The following is a 16,483-nucleotide window of genomic DNA, read 5'->3' on the forward strand; positions in this document are numbered from 1 at the left end:
GTGGGCCCCTTTCCATGTTGCGTGGTTCAAGGTCACCGTGGCTGCCGAATCGGCGTGGCCGGGTTTCCTCCCCCGGATGGGTCACGCGGGGTGGTTGAAAGCTACCACAATTTAGAAATTATGATCCTCATCTTAAATGCGATTGAGAGCCGCTCGCGTCGCCCGTTCCGCACCGAAAGATGCAGGCGAGAGGGACATTCCGCAGGGGAATCGATCGATCGTTCCCCCGGCGCGATTATTTCAGGAACCGGTGCGACACGCCGCAACCGAGGTTTTCCCAGCGAATTTCGGGCAAGATCACGGCAGCACGGTGAAGACACCGCGAGCGCCCTTCTCGGCGTCGGACATGATGTGGCTGACGAAGGGGTAGTGCCCGGCCTCGGGGAAGCTGAGCTCGACGAATCCGCCCTGCGCGACGCCGAGGTCGAGCACCTGGGAGCCGCCCGTGCCGGTGCTGCCGCCGTCGCGGAGGAGATAGTCCCCCTCGGCGAAGACGGTGTCGAACTGTCCGCCGACGACGTGGAACGAGCTGCCGACATTGGGACCGGCGTCGAGCACCCAGACGCGCACTTTCTCGCCGGCCCTGGCCGTGAGCGGCCGGGACGTGTACTGGTTGGCGTAGCCGTTGAAAACCACGAGGTCGGGTTTCTGGGTCACCACCCGGTCGGAGTCGGCCTCCCCGCCCTGCGCGCCGAGGTAGAGCTCCGACTGCACCAGCACGTATTCCTTGTCGACCGCGGCGAGGCCGGGCGGGTCGATGATCACCGCGCCGAACATCCCATTGGCGATGTGCACGGACATGGGCATGGTCGAGCAGTGGTAGAGCCAGATGCCCGAGCGGGTGGCGGTGAAACGGTAGGACAGGCTCTCCCCCGGCCGGATGCTGCGCATCGGTTTGTCGGCGGCGAGCGCACCGGCGTGGAAGTCGATCGAGTGGTCCATCGTGCCGTCGTTGACGAAGGTGATGTCGAACACGTCGCCGACCCGGCCGTGCAGGGTGGGCCCTGGTGCCGTGCCGTTGTAGGTCCACAGGGTCTGGCGTACCCCGGGTGACACCTCGGTCTCCACGTTCTTCACCGTCATGGTGAGGGTGTGCACCGTGCCGGCGGGCGCCGGCTGCAGGGTTGCGTCCCGGGCGGCGAACGAGGCAGCAGGCGCCTTCATCAGGTCGAGGTCCTCGGCCGCCGACGGTGCGCCCGGCGAGGAATGATCCATCGCCCCCTGTCCCTTCGCCGCCCCGTCCGCGGTGCGCGGTGCGGGGGCGCCGACCGCCACGACGTCCAGCACCATGCCGAGGAGCTTGTGCCCGGCGATCGAACACCACCCGTCGATGTCGGCGCCGACGACGCCGACATCGATCGTCGTGGCGGTCCCGGGGGCGACCGAGCCCGAAACGACACCGTTCTCGAGGACGAGGTTGTGCACCATGTGGTCGGCGTTGCTCAGGCGGAGCACGAGGGTGTCGCCGACGGGCACCCTGACGGTGTCCGGGGTGAACCGGGTGTTCTTCATCACCACATTGACGGTGGTCGTGTGCCCGGTCGACGGCACGGATGCCGCGGCGCCGGCGAGGCCGACGGCCGCGGGGTCGAGGGCCACCCCGCCGGTGACGGAGAGGAGCAGTGCGGCGGTCGCTGCGAGGACGGCCCCGGTGCGTCGCGGGGGTGGTGTGGTCTCGGCCGGGCCAGGCCTGCCGGGGACCGGCGGGACGGCATCCGCCCGCAGCCGCCGGTTCACCTTCATGGCACGGGTCATGTGAACGAGGAAGGAGGCGAGGGTACCGACGACGAGGAGGGAGAGAGCGACCTTGACCGGGCTGGTGACCGGGAGCAGATAGAGGACCAGACCCAGGTTCGTCACGATCACCCGGAACAGCCCGCCGCGATCGAGCTCGCGCGCGGTGGCCTTCGCCACCCGGGGGCCGCCGCCGAGCACGACGGGCAGCAGGTAGCTCAAAGCGCCGAGCAGGATCTGGGCGGCCAAGCCGACCGCGAAGACGGGCACGAGCTGCTCGAGCCGGTCCGCCGCGCCGACCCAGCTGGAGGCGAGGGCGACGAGCAGCCCGAAGCCGAGCACACAGAGGACGAACCAGGCCAGGGCCGCGCCGAGGCTCCAGCCGGCGAAGGTCACCGCCGGGGAGGCGCGTCCGAGGCGCACGACCTCGACCAGGACCAGCCCGAGGCCGACCAGGTAGACGGCGACGCCGAGCGCGGTGACCAGGCGCAGGTCGGCCAGGCAGCCGGCCCCGAGCAGGATGAGCCCGGCGATGAACACGGTCAGGGTTCCGCGAGCCGCGGCCCGGGTGCTCTGCACCCGCGCGTGCAGCACGGTCGGCCAGAGCAGGGCGACCGTGCCGACCACGGTCAGCCCGACCCAGCCGAGCAGGTTGAGGCCGATGTGCGCGATGAAGAGCCGCTCGAATGGTTCGCCCTCGTCGGTGCGCGCCATCAGCACGCCCGCCGTCACCCCGAGCGCCAGCGCGACGCCGGCGGCCATGTAGTAGCGCACGAGCGGCGCGAAGCGGGCCGGCAGCGCCCCCCGCGACTGGGCCAGCAGGATCGCCGCGTGGGCGAGTGCGTTGCCGCCGACCAGGATGCCGCCGGCCAGCACCACCGGCCACCATCCGCCGACGATGCCGGTGATCACGAGGATCGCCCCGATGGTGTGCGCCGCGAGCCGGGCGCCGAGTGAGGTGCGCCCGCCGATGGCCTGGCGCCGGAGCAGGGTGTCGGCGAAGTGCTGGCTCCAGATCAGGATGGCGCTGCTGACGGCACCGAGCAGCAGCAGGTGCACCATCAGCCAGGGAGCCACGGGGAGGAATCGGTGGATGAGCACGGCGACAAGGGTGAGGAAGAGCCAGGCCGGGACGAGGGCGCCGGTGAGGATGTGCCAGAGCCTGCGGCTCATCGGGAGGCTCCCCGCAGCACCGACACCACGGCGACGAGCACGAAGGAGAGCACGGCCACGATGTTGAACACGCCGCCCCACTCCACCAGCCCGGGCACGCCGCGGGCATCGCCGATGATGCGGGCCAGGAGTGATGCGTGCAGCAGCGCCGCCGGGGCGTACATCACCGCGCGATAGGGCAGCGGCCGGCGCAGCACCGCGGGCAGGATCGTCGGGGCGTGCGCCATGATCATCGACATCACGAAACCGAGGAACACCGCGTGCAGCACGGCGTCGTAGGCCGGCCCCGAGAAGCTCGGGCCGAGAATGAGCCAGCAGCCGCCGGCGACGACCAGCCAGCCATAGCCGGCCAGCAGACAGGCGGCCATGTACCGGGGCAGGCCGCGCGAACGGATGAGCCGGGTCGCCACGTCGTGCCGGAGCAGCCAGGCGACGAGACCCAGCGATCCGGTCCCGAGCAGCGGGTAACCGATCGGCGGCCAGAACAGCGCGACCACGGCGCCGGCTACCAGCGCGAGGGACACCCCCAGCAGCCAGGTCTCTGCGCGTTCATCGACCGAGGGTGAGATCCGGGCCAGTTCGAGTCGCTCCCCCGCGATGGTGAGCACGAGGTAGAGCGTCATCGCCGGGACCAGGTGCGGAACGGGAACCCCGGCCGACCAGAGCACGGCGGCCATCAGGCCGAGCATCGCTCCGAGGGACTGCACCGCGGTGGAGGTGGAGGGCGCCCGGCGCCAGATCACCCGGTAGATCGGCAGCAGCGCGACCGAGCCGGCGACGAAGCAGAGCTGGCCGACCGGAAGCGGCAGCGGCGAGAGCAGGGCCAGCCCTCCCGCGCCGAGCAGGGCCGGGGCCAGGAAGGCCCATTTCTTCCGCACGGCGACGGCCCGCTCGAGCACCACGACCGTTCCGACAAAGCCGAAGACCACCAGCGGGCCGTGCACATCGGCCAGGCGCGCGCTCATGATCGGCGCGGGCAGCCCGAGCAGCAGCAGGGCGCCGTCGAGCCCGGCCAGCAGGGCGATCCCGCCGGCGAGCAGCAGGGCCAGCCGGCCGGCGGTGCGCCGCGGGGCGGCCGCGCCTGCCCGGCGTGCGGGGCGTGCGGCATCCGTCGGTGCGAGGGTGGAGCGTGTCACTGTGGTGTCCGGTTGAGAGAAGGCGGGTGGCTAGGCGACGCGGGTGAAACGCACCTGCCAGGCCTCAGGCCCGCGTTCGACATAGGACACCGCGAAAGCGCCCGGACGGGCCTTCTCCAACTGAGCGATCAGCGGCAGCGGGTCGTGCGGGGCAATCAGGTCGAGCGCGAAACCGAGCTGGATCGCCTCGAGCGCACCGAAGATGGCCGCGTGGCGTACCGCGTGCGGAATCGTGCGGCCGTCGAGCACGATCGTCTCGGCGTCATCGTGGCCGCACTGGCAGTTGTGCCCCGGCGTAGCGGCGGCTTCCGGGTGTCCGGGGCGCAGGTCGCTCAGGGTGATGGGCTCGGCGGTCATGATGGTCCTCCTTGTCGGCGTGGCATTGCCACGACTCTATTTTAGAGGATACACGTACTTTTAATAACTGGATGCGCCGCCGGCCCGCTCAGGCCAGCCCGACCCAGGCGTGCGAACCGTCGACCTCGTATTGCTTCTTCCAGATCGGAACCTCGGCCTTGACGGCTTCGACCAGGCGTTCGCAGGCCTCGAATGCCACGCCGCGGTGGGCGCTCGCGGCGGCGGCGACCAGGGCGAGGTCGCCGACGTCGAGGTGGCCGATCCGGTGGCTGACCGCGAGGTTGACGTGGGGGAATTCGGCGCGGAACCGGTCGGCGATCCCGGCCAGGATGCGCCCGGCATCCGGATGCGCGCTGTAGTCGAGCCCGGTGACCTGGCCGGCGGCGTCGGGGTCATGGTCGCGCACCTGGCCGATGAAGGTGACCACGGCTCCGCACGAGCCGGTCGACACGGCGGCCACGTGCGCCGGGAGGTCGAGCGGCTCACCCGTGACCTCGTTGATCCGCACTGCCGCGGGGGCCGGTTCGATCGATTGTCCTGAATCCACAGGACCAGAGTACGCCCGGCCGGGCGCTTGACGGCCGCCTGCCGCGGCCGGGACGGCCGGCGTTCCCGTAGCATCGTCAGTGGCCGCGAACCAGTCGGATGCGCGGCCGGACAAGTCGAGGAGCCGCAGCTGTGACCGCACGATCCTGGTCGTTCCGACGGGTGACCACCACCGGCCGCGCTCCCCTGACCAGCCTGGGCATCCCGTTCGGCCTCTCCGGCCTCGCCGGCACCTGGACGATGGCCGGCGCCACCCTGGGCACCCCCGCCTGCATCGGGGATGCCCTCTGGCTCCTTGCGGCCGTCGTCTGGATCGCGGCCATCGGCAACTACCTCGTGCGCAGCCGCAACCACGGCGGCCGGGTACTCCGCGACCTCGACGACCCGGTGCAGGGCCCGTTCGCCTCGCTGGCACCGACGACGGGGATGCTCATCGGCACCCATTTCGCCGCCTCCTTTCCGCTCGCCGGACGGCTGCTCGTCGTCGCCTGCATCGGCCTGGTGCTCGTCCTCGGCGCGCGATTCGTGGCCGGGCTGACCGCGGGCGCCCGCGATGTCGACGCGGTTCACTCGGGCTATCTCCTGCCCACCGTCGCCGCCTTCCTGATTGCGGGCCAGTCGGCCGGCAGCCTGGGCTGGCCGGTGGCCGCCGTCGCCGGCATCGGCGTGGGCCTGCTGTTCTGGCTCCTTCTCGGCCCGGTCATCCTGGCCCGGATGGCGTTCCGCCCGCCGCTGCCCACCGTGCTCCTCCCGACGTTCGCGATCTTCTCCGCCCCGCCCGCCGTGGCCGGCAACGCCTGGTTCGCGGCCAACGGCGGCCGGCTCGACACCGCGCAGCACCTGCTCCTGGGCACCTTCGTGCTGCTCATCGCCGTGCAATTGGCCATGATCGTCACCTACTGGCGGCTCTCGTTCACACTGGGCTTCTGGGCGTTCACGTTCACGGCCGCGTCCAGCGGAACGTATGCCCTGCACTGGCTGGACCTCGCGGATGCCCCTGCACGGCAGGCCTGGGGCTACCTCGTCCTTGTCGTCGTCACGGTGCTGATCGGCAGCATCGCGGTGCGCTCGGTGAACGTCCTGGTGCGCGCCCACGCCGCCTCGCTGCGGGGCGGGGCCGTCCTGCCGGCCGCCCGCGTCCGGTAGCCCGCCCGCCTGCTCCGCCTGCGCCTCCGCTACACGCGTTCGAAGATCGCGGCGAGGCCCTGGCCGCCGCCGATGCACATGGTTTCGAGGAGGTAGCGCCCGCCGGTGCGGTGCAGGTGCCGGGCGGCGGTGGCCAGGATGCGGGCACCGGTCGCGCCGACGGGGTGGCCGAGCGAGATGCCCGAGCCGTTCACGTTGGTGCGGTCCCAGTCGGCGTCGGTGAACGCCCATTCCCGGCTGACCGCGAGCACCTGCGCGGCGAAGGCCTCGTTGAGTTCGATCAGGTCCATCTCGGCGAGGGTCAGGCCGGCTCGCTGGAGCGCCTTGCGGGTCGCCGGCACGGGGCCGATGCCCATCCGGGACGGTTCGACGCCGGCCCTGGCCCAGGTCACCAGGCGCACGAGCGGAACGAGGCCGAGCTCGGCCGCCCGCTCGGGGGTGGTCACGATGCAGGCGGCAGCCGCGTCGTTCTGGCCGCTGGCATTGCCCGCGGTCACGGTGGCGCCGGCATCTGTCGGAAGCAGGATCGGGCGCAGTGCGGCGAGGGCGGCGAGGCTGGCGTCGGCGCGGGGCGTCTCGTCGGCGGAGACGACGGTCGGGCCCTTGCGGCCGGGCACCGTGACCGGCACGATCTCGTCGGCGAACCGGCCGTCGGCCACGGCGGCGGATGCCCGCTGCTGCGATCTGAGGGCGAGCTCGTCCTGTTCGGTGCGCCCGATCGAGTACTCGCGGCGCAGGTTCTCGGCGGTCTCGATCATGCCGCCGGGCACCGGGAAGTTGCGGCCGCCTGCCGTCTCTCGGCCGCGGCTGAGCGCGTCGCGCAGCAGGATCCCCGGGCCGCCGCCGACGCCGAAGCGGGAGTCGACGGTGTAGAACGGGGCCTGGCTCATCGATTCGACGCCGCCGGCGATGACGAGGTCGCTGATCCCGGTCTGCACCTGCATGGCCGCGTCGAGGACGGCCTGCAGGCCGGAGCCGCAGCGGCGGTCGACCTGCACCCCGCCGACGGTGACGGGCAGTCCGGCGTTGAGGGCGGCGACCCGCGCGACCGAGGCGGCCTCGGCGGTCGGGTAGCCCTGGCCGAGGATGACGTCGTCGACGACTGAACCGTCGATGCCGGTGCGGGCGAGCAGCGCCGCGATGACGGTCGCGGCGAGGTCGGCCGGGGCGACGGCCGCGAACACCCCGCCGAACCGGCCGATCGGCGTGCGCAGCGGTTCGCAGATCACGACGTCCCTCATGAGGCTGCCCCTTCGGAGAGGATCGTGCGGATGGTCGCCGGTTCGGCCGGCACGAGGAGCGGCACCTCGGTGGCGGCCTGCACGTCGGCGACGGTGAGGCCGGGGGCGATTTCGCGCAGCACGAGCCCCTCCGGGGTCACGTCGATCACGGCGAGGTCGGTGATGATGCGGGTGACGACCTTCCTCCCGGTCAGCGGCAGGGTGCACTCGGTGACGATCTTGAAGTCGCCGTTCTTCGCGGTGTGCTCCATCACCACGATCACGGTGTCGGCGCCGTGCACGAGGTCCATCGCGCCGCCCATCCCCTTGATCATCTTGCCCGGTACGGCCCAGTTGGCGATGTCGCCGGCCGCGGAGACCTGCATCGCGCCGAGCACGGCCACGTCGATCAGACCGCCGCGGATCATGCCGAAGCTCTGCGCGGAGTCGAAGTAGCTTGCGCCGGGATTGACCGTGATGGTCTCCTTGCCCGCGTTGATCAGCTTGGGGTCCTCCTCGCCCTCCCACGGGTACGGGCCGACGCCGAGCACCCCGTTCTCGGAGTGCAGGATGACGTGCACCCCGTCGGGCAGGAAGTTGGGGATCAGCGTCGGCAGCCCGATCCCGAGGTTCACATAGCTGTCGGGGGCGAGCTCCTGCGCGGCGCGGGCGGCCATCTCGTTCCGGGTCAACGGCATCTCAACTGTCCTTTCCGTCGGTGCCGGCGGGCGCCACGGCAGCGGATGCCGCGGCGGCCGGCCGCGGCCGGGTGGTCGTCTTCTCGATCGGCAGGTCCCTGGCCTCGGCCGGGCTCAGCTCGACGATGCGGTCGACGTAGATGCCGGCGAGGTGGATCGCGTCGGGGTCCAGCTCCCCCGGTTCGACCAGTTCATCGACCTCGGCGATGGTGATCCGGCCGGCCATCCCGGCGACCGGGTTGAAGTTGCGGGCCGACTTCTCGAAGACGAGATTGCCGTGCCGGTCGCCGCGGGCGGCGCGCACGAGCGCATAGTCGGTGACGATGGCCTCCTCAAGCACATATTCCTTCGGACCGCCGAGCGAGGAGAAGACCCGGGTCTCCTTGGGCGGGGACTTCACGGTCACCTCGCCGTCGGGTCCGTAGCGCCAGGGCAGCCCGCCCTCGGCGACCATGGTGCCGACGCCGCTGGCGGTGAAGAAGGCCGGGATGCCGCTGCCGCCGGCCCGGAGACGCTCGGCCAGGGTGCCCTGCGGGGTCAGTTCGACCTCCAGCTCACCGCCGAGGTAGCGGCGGGCGAAGTCCTTGTTCTCGCCGATGTAGGAGGCGATCACCCGGCTGATCCGTCCCTCCCGCAGCAACTCGCCGAGACCCCAGCCGTCGACGCCGCAGTTGTTCGACACGACCCGCAGGTCGGCGGTGCCCTGCGCGAGGAGCGCCCGGATCAGCACGATCGGCACGCCGACCAGCCCGAAACCGCCGACGGCGAGCGACGCCCCGTCGGGGATGTCCGCGACGGCGGCCGCGGCGGAGGAAAAGCTCTTGTCCATGGAATCGTCCTTCGACTGTCGGTTCGGTCGTTCAGGGTCGGTCGGTCGGTACCTGGGAGGCGGCATCCGTGGCTGCACCCGGGGCGGCATCCGCCTCGGCGTCCAGCACCTCGAAGACCTCCCTGGCCACGGCCAGCGCGGAGTTCGCGGCCGGCACCCCGGCGTAGATCGCCGTGTGCAGGATGGCCTCGCCGATCTCGGCCCGGCTGAGCCCGTTGGTCAGGGCGGCTCGCACGTGCAGGGCGAGTTCCTGCTCGTGGCCGCCGGTGACCAGGCAGGCGATGGTGAGGAAGCTGCGGGTGCGCCGGTCGAGCCCCGGCCTGGTCCAGACCTCGCCCCAGGCGTAACGGGTGATGAAGTCCTGGAAGTCGGCGGTTTCGGGGGTGATCTTCGCCGTCGCGGCGTCGACGTAAGCCTCGCCCAGCACCGCCTTGCGCACGGTCATCCCGGCCCGGTAGACGTCGGCGGTGGTGCGGGCGGGAGCCTCGGCCGGTTCGCGATCGGCGAGGTGCGCCGCGAGGAGGGCTGCCACCTCGACCGGCCGCTCGAGCGAGGGAAGGTGCGCGGCGCCGTCGACCGTGGCGAGGCGGGCGCCGGGGATGCGCGCGCCCAGGTCGGCGAGCAGTGCGAGCGGGGTGACCTGGTCGAGTTCGCCGGCCACGCACAGGGTGGGCACCCGGATGCCGGCCACCCGGTCGGTGAGGTCGAACCCGGCGAGCGCTTCGCAGGCGAGCGCGTACGACTCGTCGTCGACGTCGAGCAGCCTCTCGAGGGCCGCGGAGCCGGCGGCGGGGTCGCGGTCGAGGAAGCCGGGGGCGAACCAGCGGTCGGCGCTGCCCGCGATGACGGAGGGGGTGCCGCTCGCGCGGATCTGCGCGGCGCGTTCCCGCCAGCCGTCCGGGGTTCCGATCCGGGCGCCGGAGCAGATCACGGCGAGGCTGAGCAGCCGGTCGGGGTGGCGGAGCGCGAGTTCGAGCCCGATCGTGCCGCCGAGGGAGACGCCGGCGTAGTGGAATGCTCCCCCGCCGACCGAGTCGACCAGGGCGACCACGGCATCCGCCAGTTCGGCGATGCTGAACGGGTCGCGGGCAGCGGGGCTGAAGCCATGGCCGGGCAGGTCGAAGCGGAGCACCCGGAAGCCCTCGGCGAGCCGCGCGGCCACCTCGTCCCAGAGGGCGGTCGTGGTGCCCAGCGACGGGCCGAGCACGACCAGGGCGGCACCGGGGGCGCCGCTGACCGGTTCGAGTGTGCAACGGATGCTGGGCTGGGTCATGGTGCGGAGGTCCTCACTGCTTCGGTGGAGGGGAACGCGTCGGGATTCGGGTCGTGGGTGGCGCCCCGGAATCGGTCCAGCACCCGGTCGATGCCGGGGCCACCCTGGGCCGGGTCGAGGTCGAAGGCCGCCCAGACTCCCGCCCGGAGTTGTTCGTCATGGCCGTCGGCGGAGAGCAGGCCGGACAGCACCACCCGCAGCGGACGGTTCGTGCGGAAGGTCTCCGCCGAGGCCCGCTGCACGAGGGCGAAGGCCGCCGTCTTGCCGAGCGCCTCGGCCAGGAGCGTGGTGACCCGTTCGCTGCAGACGAGCCCGTCGGTGATCTCGAGGTTGGCGAGCATCCGTTCGGGGTCGACGTCGAGGCGGCCCGCGAGTGCGGCGCCGCCGGCCACCGCGGCGACGGTGAGCCGTTCGAGCCCGCGCAGCGCCGGCCATTCGGCGTGCCAGGCGCCGCTGGGGCGCTGGTCCTCGGCGAGCAGGCTGCCGAACAGCGTCGCGACGAGGCCGGGGGTCTGCCGGGCGGCGGCAGTGATCAATACGGCGGTGACCGGGTTGCGCTTGTGCGGCATGGCGGAGGATCCGCCCTGGCCCTGGCCGAGGCGCTCGCCGACCTCGGCGATCTCGGTGCGGGCGAGCACGGTCACGTCGAGGGCGAAGGCGCCCACGGTCCCGGTCGCGGCGGCGAGCCCGGCGGCGAGGTCGACGATCGGGAGCCGGTTGGTGTGCCAGGCGATGGACGGCGCCGACAGGCCGAGCCCCGCCGCGAAACGCTGCAGGACCAGGTCCACGGTGTGCGCCGGGTCCCCGGCGCCGCGGAGGGCCGCGATCTGGTGCAGCACGGCGAGGTTGCCGACGGCGCCGCCGAGCTGCACGGGCAGCCGGTCACGCAGCCTGTCGATGGTTTCGATCGCGGTCAGAGCCATGTCGAGCCAGCCGGCGACGACGAAGCCGAAGCTGGTCGGCGAGGCGTGCTGGCCGAGGGTGCGGCCGGCCATGGCCGTGCCGCGGTGGGTGTCGGCCAGTGCGGCGAGGGTGGCCGCGTACTCGCCGAGCCGGGCGCTGATCTCTCCGGTCACCCGGTGGGCGACGAGCATCGCGGCGGTGTCGAGGATGTCCTGGCTGGTCGCACCGACGTGGAGGTGGTCGGAGGCGCCGGTCCGCAGGGACTCGGCGGCGGCGGCGAGGTGCTTCACGAGCGGGATGACGGGGTTGCCGCCGCCCTGTCCCTCGGCGGCGATCGCGGCGAGGTCGAGCCGGCCGGCGTCGGCGAGGTCGTCGCAGACGGCGCCCATCCACCCGGGGGCCAGCCCGGCGTCCACCAGTGCCCGGGTGAGCGCGAGTTCGGTGTCGACCATCGCCTGCAGCCAGGCGGAATCGCCGGTCAGCTCGGCCGCGCGGCTGCCCTGGCCGAGCGGGTCCAGCAGTCCCACATCGAAGAACCGGTCCGTCCCGGACGGATCAGGCATCGAAGTCCAGGAAGACGGTCTCCGCGTCGCCCTGCAGGTGCACGTCGAACCGGTAGGAGGCGGCGCCGCCCGGCGTGCCGTCGGCGACGGCGACCAGGGTGTGCCTGCGCTCGGCCGGCACGGCGCCGAGCACGGTGTCGCCGGCGTGCGCCGCGGCATCCTCCGGGAAGTAGGCCCGGGTGAAGAGGTGGTGGATCAGTCCGCGAGCGAACACCGTCACGACGATGTACGGGGCGGCGTCACCGACCGGGCCCGGTTTCACCGTGGTGAAGGTGTAATGCCCGGCGAGGTTGACGGCCGCCCGGCCGAATCCGGTGAAGGTGAAGCCGTCGCGGTCGAGCGCACCCTGCTCGCGGCTGAGCACACCGTTCTCGTCGGCCTGCCAGATCTCGAGGATCGCGTCGGGGACCGGCTCGCCGGCGCCGTCCGTCACGGTGCCGTGCAGCCGGATCGCGTGCGGGTGGTGGCCGGGCACGAGTTCGGGGCCCCGCTCGTAGGGCAGCGCGAAGCCGTAGAACGGCCCGACCGTCTGGGCCGGCGTCTGGACGTATTCCGGTGCCGGCTGCTCAGTGGACGTATCAGTCATGGGCTTCTTCGCTCTCCATCCAGGTGGACTTGGGGCCGGTCAAAACGATATCCCAGCGGTAGCCGAGCGACCATTCCGGCACGCTCAGCTCGTGCTCGTAGCTGCCGACCAGGCGCGCGCGGGCGGCCGGGTCGGTGATCGACTGGTAGATCGGGTCGAGCGCGAAGAGCGGGTCGCCCGGGAAGTACATCTGGGTGACCAGCCGCTGCGTGAACGCGGTACCGAAGAGGGAGAAGTGGACGTGCGCCGGCCGCCAGGCGTTCAGGTGGTTGCGCCACGGGTAGGGGCCGGGCTTGATCGTCGTGAACGAGTATTCGCCGTTGTCCCCCGTGATCACTCGGCCGACGCCGGTGAAGTTCGGGTCGAGCGGGGCCGGGTGCTGGTCGCGCTTGTGCACATAGCGCCCGCCGGCATTGGCCTGCCAGATCTCGACCAGCTGGTGGCGCACCGGGCGGCCCTCACCGTCGAGCACGCGGCCGGAGACGGTGATCCGTTCGCCGAGCGGTTCCGCGTTGTGCTGGATGGTGAGGTCGCTCTCGAGCGGGTTGACGTCGGTGTGCCCGAAGGCCGGCGAGACGCGTTCGACCTCCTCCGGGTCGACCCGCACGAGGGCGTGGGTGGGATGGCGCAGGATGGAACTGCGGTAGGGCGGGTAGTTGCGGCGCGGGTGGAGTTCCGGCTTGCCGCCGTCTGCCACCCGGGCGCGCGCCTCCGCCTCGATCGCCCGGATCTCGTCGGAGATCTCGGCCTGGGAGGCCTGCGTCGGCGCCTGGCCGGCCAGGGGGTGCACGGCCGGGGCCGGCGCTGTCTCATCTGTCATGACGGTGAATCCTCTCGGGAGTCGGCTGGGCGGGCGGTTAGAACGGCAGACCGGTGTACTGCTCGGCGAGTTCGCGCTGGGCGAGCTGCGACCCGGTGAGGTAGTCGAGGCGACCGAGCTGGCTGCGGTAGTCGAACGCGTCCGACTGCAGGTCACCCGGGTTGCGGTGCAGCATCTCGGTCATCGACTGCGAGAACTGTTGCACCTTCCACTGGCGGCGGAGGGCCGCCTCCCCGTAGCCGGCCAGCGGTGCGTCGTTGCCGGCGTAGTGGCTGACCAGGGCGGCGCCGAGCAACACGACGTCGGCGATGGCCGAGTTCAGTCCCTTAGCGCCGGTGGGCGGCACGATGTGGCCGGCGTCCCCGGCCAGGAACATGGTGCCGTAGGAGAGCCGGGACGCGACGAAGCTGCGCATCGGGGTGATCGACTTGTCGGTGACGGCACCCTCGTGCAGGGTCCAGCCGGGAACGCCGAGCCGGGTCTGCAGCGCCTCCCAGATGCGCTCGTCCGGCCACTGGTCGATCGAGTCCGCCGTGTCGACCTGCAGGTAGAGCCGGGAGACCTGGGGTGAGCGCATGGAGTGCATGGCGAAACCGTCCTCGTGCAGCGCGTAGATCAGTTCGTCGGTCGAGGGCGGCACGTCGGCGAGGATGCCCAGCCAGGCGAACGGGTAGCTGCGGTCGTACAGGGTGAGCGCTTTCGGGGGGATGGAGGCGCGGCAGACGCCATGGAAGCCGTCGGCGCCGACGATGAAGTCGGCCGTGACCTCGTGGGTCTCGCCGTCGTGGCGGAAGGTCACCCGGGGCGAGGTCGACTCCACGTCGTGCACCGAGACATCCGCCGCCTCGTAGTAGATCGTCGAGCCGGCGTCGGTGTGAGCCTTGATCAGGTCTTTGACGACCTCCTGCTGTCCGTAGACCGTGACGGTGCGGCCGATCAGCTTGTTGAAGTCGATGTTGTGGCGCTCTCCCGCGAATTGCAGGTAAATGCCGTCGTGCTCGAGCCCCTCGGCGGCGAGGCGATCGCCGAGGCCGAGCCGGGTGAGGGTCTCCACCGCGCTCTGCTCCAGCACACCGGCACGGATGCGGGCCAGCACGTACTCCTGCGAGCGGTTCTCGACCACGATCGAGTCGATTCCGGCATCGCGCAGCGCCCAGCTGAGGAGAAGCCCTGCGGGGCCGGCACCGATAATGGCGACACGGGTGTTTTCTGGCGACACGGGTTTCTCCTAGCGACGATGACAGGTGATGGCCTCATCATGCGGCGTCGACCGGCCTTCGGTGGCAGGTGTTTTCACTCAGTGGAAGGCAATGCCTGGGCCGGCCGGGCCAGGCCGCATTCCCCGCCGGTCCCAGAGCGGCGCCGGATAAGAACTTTCTCATGCGTGCCTTGCCGGCTTCTCATAGGATCAGCCCAGACTTGCGCTCAGCCACTGACCCCGGCCTGCCGAGGTGCGTGCCGACCCGTGGAGGACACAATGAGCGAGAACACACCGACACCCGGCATCCGTCCCGCCCGGCGCCTCCGCCGCCGCGCGCTGTTCTTCGTCGGCGGCGGGCTGGGAATCCTGGTCGCGGCGGCTGCCGCGGCCTCGATGGTGAGCGCCCTCGCCCTCGCGGACCAGCCCGGCCGGGTCCTCGAGGTGCCGGCGGTGACCGTGGAGCTCCGCACGGGGCCGGCCGCCGGCGCACCAGTGGGCGCACCGGCGCCCGCAGGGACGTCCGGTCCGGCCGAGCTGCCGGGCACGCCGGGCGAAGACCCGGGTTCCTCGTCCGGATCGGGTTCGTCGTCCGGCTCAGGCTCATCCTCGCCCGGGGCAGAACCGGAGCCCGAGCTCATTCCGGCGCCGGCACCGGTCGTTGTCGACGACCACGGCGGCAGCGACGCCTCGAAGGACGACGCGGGTCACGAGGGCGGCACGAGCGGCAGCGACGGCAAGAGCGGTTCCAGCGGCAGTTCCGGCAGTGGCAGCTCCGGCAGTGGCAGCTCCGGCAATGGCAGCTCCGGGAGCGGCACGTCCGGCGGCAAGGGCTGACGTCCTCGCAAACCTAAGAGACCTCTCACCGATCTCTCGTTTACGCCTTATCCCGGCACCTGAGAGTGAGGACGTATCAAGATTCCTCCAGCTTCCAGCCGCCGGCTCACCCGGCGCCAACGAAAGGCCCGTTCATGTTGAAGATGACGAAAAAGCGCTCCATCGTCCTTGCCTCCCTCGGTCTCGCCGGCCTGATGTCGATCGGCATCGTCGCCGCCCAGGCCGACCCCGGTCACGGCGTCGACCCCGCCACGACGCCCATGTCGAGCGTGACGGTAGACGACAACTCGGTCGACGATCCGGCCACCCACGATGTCGCTGACGACAACGGCACCGATGCCCCGAGCGACGACAGCACCGCCACTCCCGAGGTCCACGTCAGCGACGATGACGCGGCCACGCACGAAGCCGGCGAAGACGCCGAGCACGAGAGCGCCGAACACGCCGCCACCCCGGCCGTCCCGGCAACCCCGGCCCACCACGAGGACGGCGACGACCACGCGGCGACCCCGGCCACCCCGGCCGTTCCGGCGACCCACGACGTGAACGACGACCACGGCGACTCGGGGCACGGCAGAGACAAGTCCGGCAGCACGGACTCGGGCAACGACGACCACGGCTCCTCAGGTCACGGCAGCGACGACTAGCCGCAACTCCTCCGCACCAGGGAATGGGCTACCGGCTCAGCGCAGCCGGTAGCCCATTCCTCTGACCGTTTCGATCCGCTCCGCGCCGAACTTCGCCCGCAGGTACCCGACGTAGACGTCGACGATGTTCGAGCCGGGGTCGAAATCGTAACCCCAGACCCGGCTGAGGAGCTGCTCCCGGCTCAGCACCTGGTCGGGGTTGCGCAGGAACTCCTCGGCCAGCGCGAACTCCCGGGCCGAGAGATCGACCTGGCGGTCCCCGACCTGCGCCCGCCGCGTGCGCAGATCGAGCCGAAGGCCCTCGACCGCGAGGTCGGGCTGCGTCGCGGGCGCGGCATCCGTCATGCGAAGCCGGATGCGCGCGAGCAGCTCGTCGAACCGGAACGGTTTCGCCATGTAGTCATTCGCCCCGCCCTGCAGGCTCGCCAGGGTGTCCTCGGCCGAGTCCCTGGCCGTGAGCACGATCACGGGCAGCACCGACTTCTGTTCCCGCAACCGGCGGAGCACCTCGTGGCCGTCGAGGCCCGGCAGCCCGATATCGAGCACGAGCAGGTCGAAACCGCCGGTCAGCGCAAACTCGAGGGCGTCGGTGCCTTTTCCCACCGTCACGGTGGTGAAGCCGGCCGCGGCCAGCCCCTTCTCCACGAAGGACGCGATGCGCAGTTCGTCTTCGGCGATCAGGATTCGGCTCACAGCGTTGTCTCCATCGGTTCGGCCCGGCCTGGTTCGGCCCTGCTTGGTTCGGCCCTGCTTGGTTCGGCCCTGCTTGGTTCGGCCCTGCTTGGTTCGGCCCTGCTTGGTTCGGCCCTGCTTGGTT

At 71.4% G+C, this 16,483-nt stretch carries 16 protein-coding genes; 3 read left to right on the forward strand and 13 right to left on the reverse strand.

The window, feature by feature from the left end:
• Positions 1 to 297: 297 nt before the first annotated feature.
• The 4 genes from IWX89_RS16670 to IWX89_RS16685 form a co-directional block, all read right to left on the reverse strand.
• A complete protein-coding gene (locus IWX89_RS16670; protein ID WP_196904654.1) occupies positions 298 to 2,907 on the reverse strand; it encodes a multicopper oxidase domain-containing protein in 2,610 nt (869 codons plus the stop codon).
• Positions 2,904 to 4,043 carry a hypothetical protein gene (locus tag IWX89_RS16675; RefSeq protein WP_307836607.1) on the reverse strand — a complete coding sequence of 380 codons (1,140 nt, stop codon included), beginning with the start codon at positions 4,041 to 4,043 and terminating at the stop codon, positions 2,904 to 2,906. Before IWX89_RS16675 ends, IWX89_RS16670 begins: the two co-directional genes overlap by 4 nt.
• 30 nt (positions 4,044 to 4,073) lie before the next feature.
• On the reverse strand, positions 4,074 to 4,400 hold the full coding sequence (locus IWX89_RS16680; protein WP_196904655.1) for a DUF2249 domain-containing protein: 327 nt from the start codon (positions 4,398 to 4,400) through the stop codon (positions 4,074 to 4,076).
• An 88-nt stretch (positions 4,401 to 4,488) separates the two neighbouring features.
• Positions 4,489 to 4,947 carry a molybdenum cofactor biosynthesis protein MoaE gene (locus IWX89_RS16685; RefSeq protein ID WP_307836608.1) on the reverse strand — a complete coding sequence of 153 codons (459 nt, stop codon included), beginning with the start codon at positions 4,945 to 4,947 and terminating at the stop codon, positions 4,489 to 4,491.
• Between the two features lie 131 nt (positions 4,948 to 5,078).
• Between IWX89_RS16685 and IWX89_RS16690 the strand changes: the two genes are divergently transcribed.
• Positions 5,079 to 6,092 (forward strand): hypothetical protein, encoded by a 1,014-nt coding sequence (locus tag IWX89_RS16690; RefSeq protein WP_196904656.1) that lies wholly within the window; start codon positions 5,079 to 5,081, stop codon positions 6,090 to 6,092.
• Positions 6,093 to 6,121: 29 nt separating this feature from the next.
• On the opposite strand, the gene IWX89_RS16695 is transcribed toward IWX89_RS16690, so the two are convergent.
• The 8 genes from IWX89_RS16695 to IWX89_RS16730 are packed head-to-tail and all read right to left on the reverse strand — an operon-like array spanning position 6,122 to position 14,203.
• Positions 6,122 to 7,333 carry an acetyl-CoA C-acetyltransferase gene (locus IWX89_RS16695; RefSeq protein ID WP_196904657.1) on the reverse strand — a complete coding sequence of 404 codons (1,212 nt, stop codon included), beginning with the start codon at positions 7,331 to 7,333 and terminating at the stop codon, positions 6,122 to 6,124.
• Positions 7,330 to 8,010, reverse strand: coding sequence for a CoA transferase subunit B (locus tag IWX89_RS16700; protein ID WP_196904658.1), 681 nt, complete (start codon positions 8,008 to 8,010; stop codon positions 7,330 to 7,332). The genes IWX89_RS16695 and IWX89_RS16700 overlap by 4 nt, the downstream gene beginning before the upstream one ends.
• Position 8,011: 1 nt before the next feature.
• Complete coding sequence (locus tag IWX89_RS16705) at positions 8,012 to 8,839, reverse strand: CoA transferase subunit A (protein WP_196904659.1); 828 nt, start codon at positions 8,837 to 8,839, stop codon at positions 8,012 to 8,014.
• A 31-nt stretch (positions 8,840 to 8,870) separates the two neighbouring features.
• The gene (pcaC, locus tag IWX89_RS16710) at positions 8,871 to 10,112 is read right to left on the reverse strand and encodes a 4-carboxymuconolactone decarboxylase (RefSeq protein WP_196904660.1); all 1,242 of its coding nucleotides are present in this window, start codon (positions 10,110 to 10,112) and stop codon (positions 8,871 to 8,873) included.
• Positions 10,109 to 11,578, reverse strand: a complete 1,470-nt coding sequence (locus IWX89_RS16715; protein ID WP_196904661.1) for a lyase family protein — start codon at positions 11,576 to 11,578, stop codon at positions 10,109 to 10,111. The genes pcaC and IWX89_RS16715 overlap by 4 nt, the downstream gene beginning before the upstream one ends.
• Entirely contained in the window at positions 11,571 to 12,164 is a 594-nt protein-coding gene (pcaG, locus tag IWX89_RS16720; protein WP_196904662.1) for a protocatechuate 3,4-dioxygenase subunit alpha, read from the reverse strand. Before pcaG ends, IWX89_RS16715 begins: the two co-directional genes overlap by 8 nt.
• Positions 12,157 to 12,984 (reverse strand): protocatechuate 3,4-dioxygenase subunit beta, encoded by an 828-nt coding sequence (gene pcaH, locus IWX89_RS16725; RefSeq protein ID WP_196904663.1) that lies wholly within the window; start codon positions 12,982 to 12,984, stop codon positions 12,157 to 12,159. Before pcaH ends, pcaG begins: the two co-directional genes overlap by 8 nt.
• Positions 12,985 to 13,021: 37 nt before the next feature.
• Positions 13,022 to 14,203 (reverse strand): 4-hydroxybenzoate 3-monooxygenase, encoded by a 1,182-nt coding sequence (locus IWX89_RS16730; protein WP_196904664.1) that lies wholly within the window; start codon positions 14,201 to 14,203, stop codon positions 13,022 to 13,024.
• A 258-nt stretch (positions 14,204 to 14,461) separates the two neighbouring features.
• On the opposite strand from IWX89_RS16730, the gene IWX89_RS16735 reads away from it, so the two are divergent.
• Together IWX89_RS16735 and IWX89_RS16740 are read left to right on the forward strand one after the other, a co-directional pair.
• Positions 14,462 to 15,019 carry a hypothetical protein gene (locus IWX89_RS16735; protein ID WP_196904665.1) on the forward strand — a complete coding sequence of 186 codons (558 nt, stop codon included), beginning with the start codon at positions 14,462 to 14,464 and terminating at the stop codon, positions 15,017 to 15,019.
• Positions 15,020 to 15,153: 134 nt separating this feature from the next.
• Complete coding sequence (locus IWX89_RS16740; protein ID WP_196904666.1) at positions 15,154 to 15,666, forward strand: hypothetical protein; 513 nt, start codon at positions 15,154 to 15,156, stop codon at positions 15,664 to 15,666.
• Between the two features lie 36 nt (positions 15,667 to 15,702).
• Here the strand turns inward: IWX89_RS16740 and IWX89_RS16745 are convergent, their stop codons facing one another.
• A complete protein-coding gene (locus tag IWX89_RS16745) occupies positions 15,703 to 16,359 on the reverse strand; it encodes a response regulator transcription factor (RefSeq protein WP_196904667.1) in 657 nt (218 codons plus the stop codon).
• Positions 16,360 to 16,483: the final 124 nt, after the last annotated feature.

The sequence above is a fragment of the Cryobacterium sp. MP_M3 genome (genome assembly GCF_015752155.1).
Lineage (GTDB): Bacteria > Actinomycetota > Actinomycetes > Actinomycetales > Microbacteriaceae > Cryobacterium.

Coding starts and splice junctions, on each gene's coding strand:
- IWX89_RS16670 (WP_196904654.1), bottom strand. CDS start 2,907: ATGAGCCGCAGGCTCTGGCACATCCTCACCGGCGCCCTCGTCCCGGCC.
- IWX89_RS16680 (WP_196904655.1), bottom strand. CDS start 4,400: ATGACCGCCGAGCCCATCACCCTGAGCGACCTGCGCCCCGGACACCCG.
- IWX89_RS16695 (WP_196904657.1), bottom strand. CDS start 7,333: ATGAGGGACGTCGTGATCTGCGAACCGCTGCGCACGCCGATCGGCCGG.
- IWX89_RS16700 (WP_196904658.1), bottom strand. CDS start 8,010: ATGCCGTTGACCCGGAACGAGATGGCCGCCCGCGCCGCGCAGGAGCTC.
- IWX89_RS16705 (WP_196904659.1), bottom strand. CDS start 8,839: ATGGACAAGAGCTTTTCCTCCGCCGCGGCCGCCGTCGCGGACATCCCC.
- pcaC (WP_196904660.1), bottom strand. CDS start 10,112: ATGACCCAGCCCAGCATCCGTTGCACACTCGAACCGGTCAGCGGCGCC.
- IWX89_RS16715 (WP_196904661.1), bottom strand. CDS start 11,578: ATGCCTGATCCGTCCGGGACGGACCGGTTCTTCGATGTGGGACTGCTG.
- pcaG (WP_196904662.1), bottom strand. CDS start 12,164: ATGACTGATACGTCCACTGAGCAGCCGGCACCGGAATACGTCCAGACG.
- pcaH (WP_196904663.1), bottom strand. CDS start 12,984: ATGACAGATGAGACAGCGCCGGCCCCGGCCGTGCACCCCCTGGCCGGC.
- IWX89_RS16735 (WP_196904665.1), top strand. CDS start 14,462: ATGAGCGAGAACACACCGACACCCGGCATCCGTCCCGCCCGGCGCCTC.
- IWX89_RS16740 (WP_196904666.1), top strand. CDS start 15,154: ATGTTGAAGATGACGAAAAAGCGCTCCATCGTCCTTGCCTCCCTCGGT.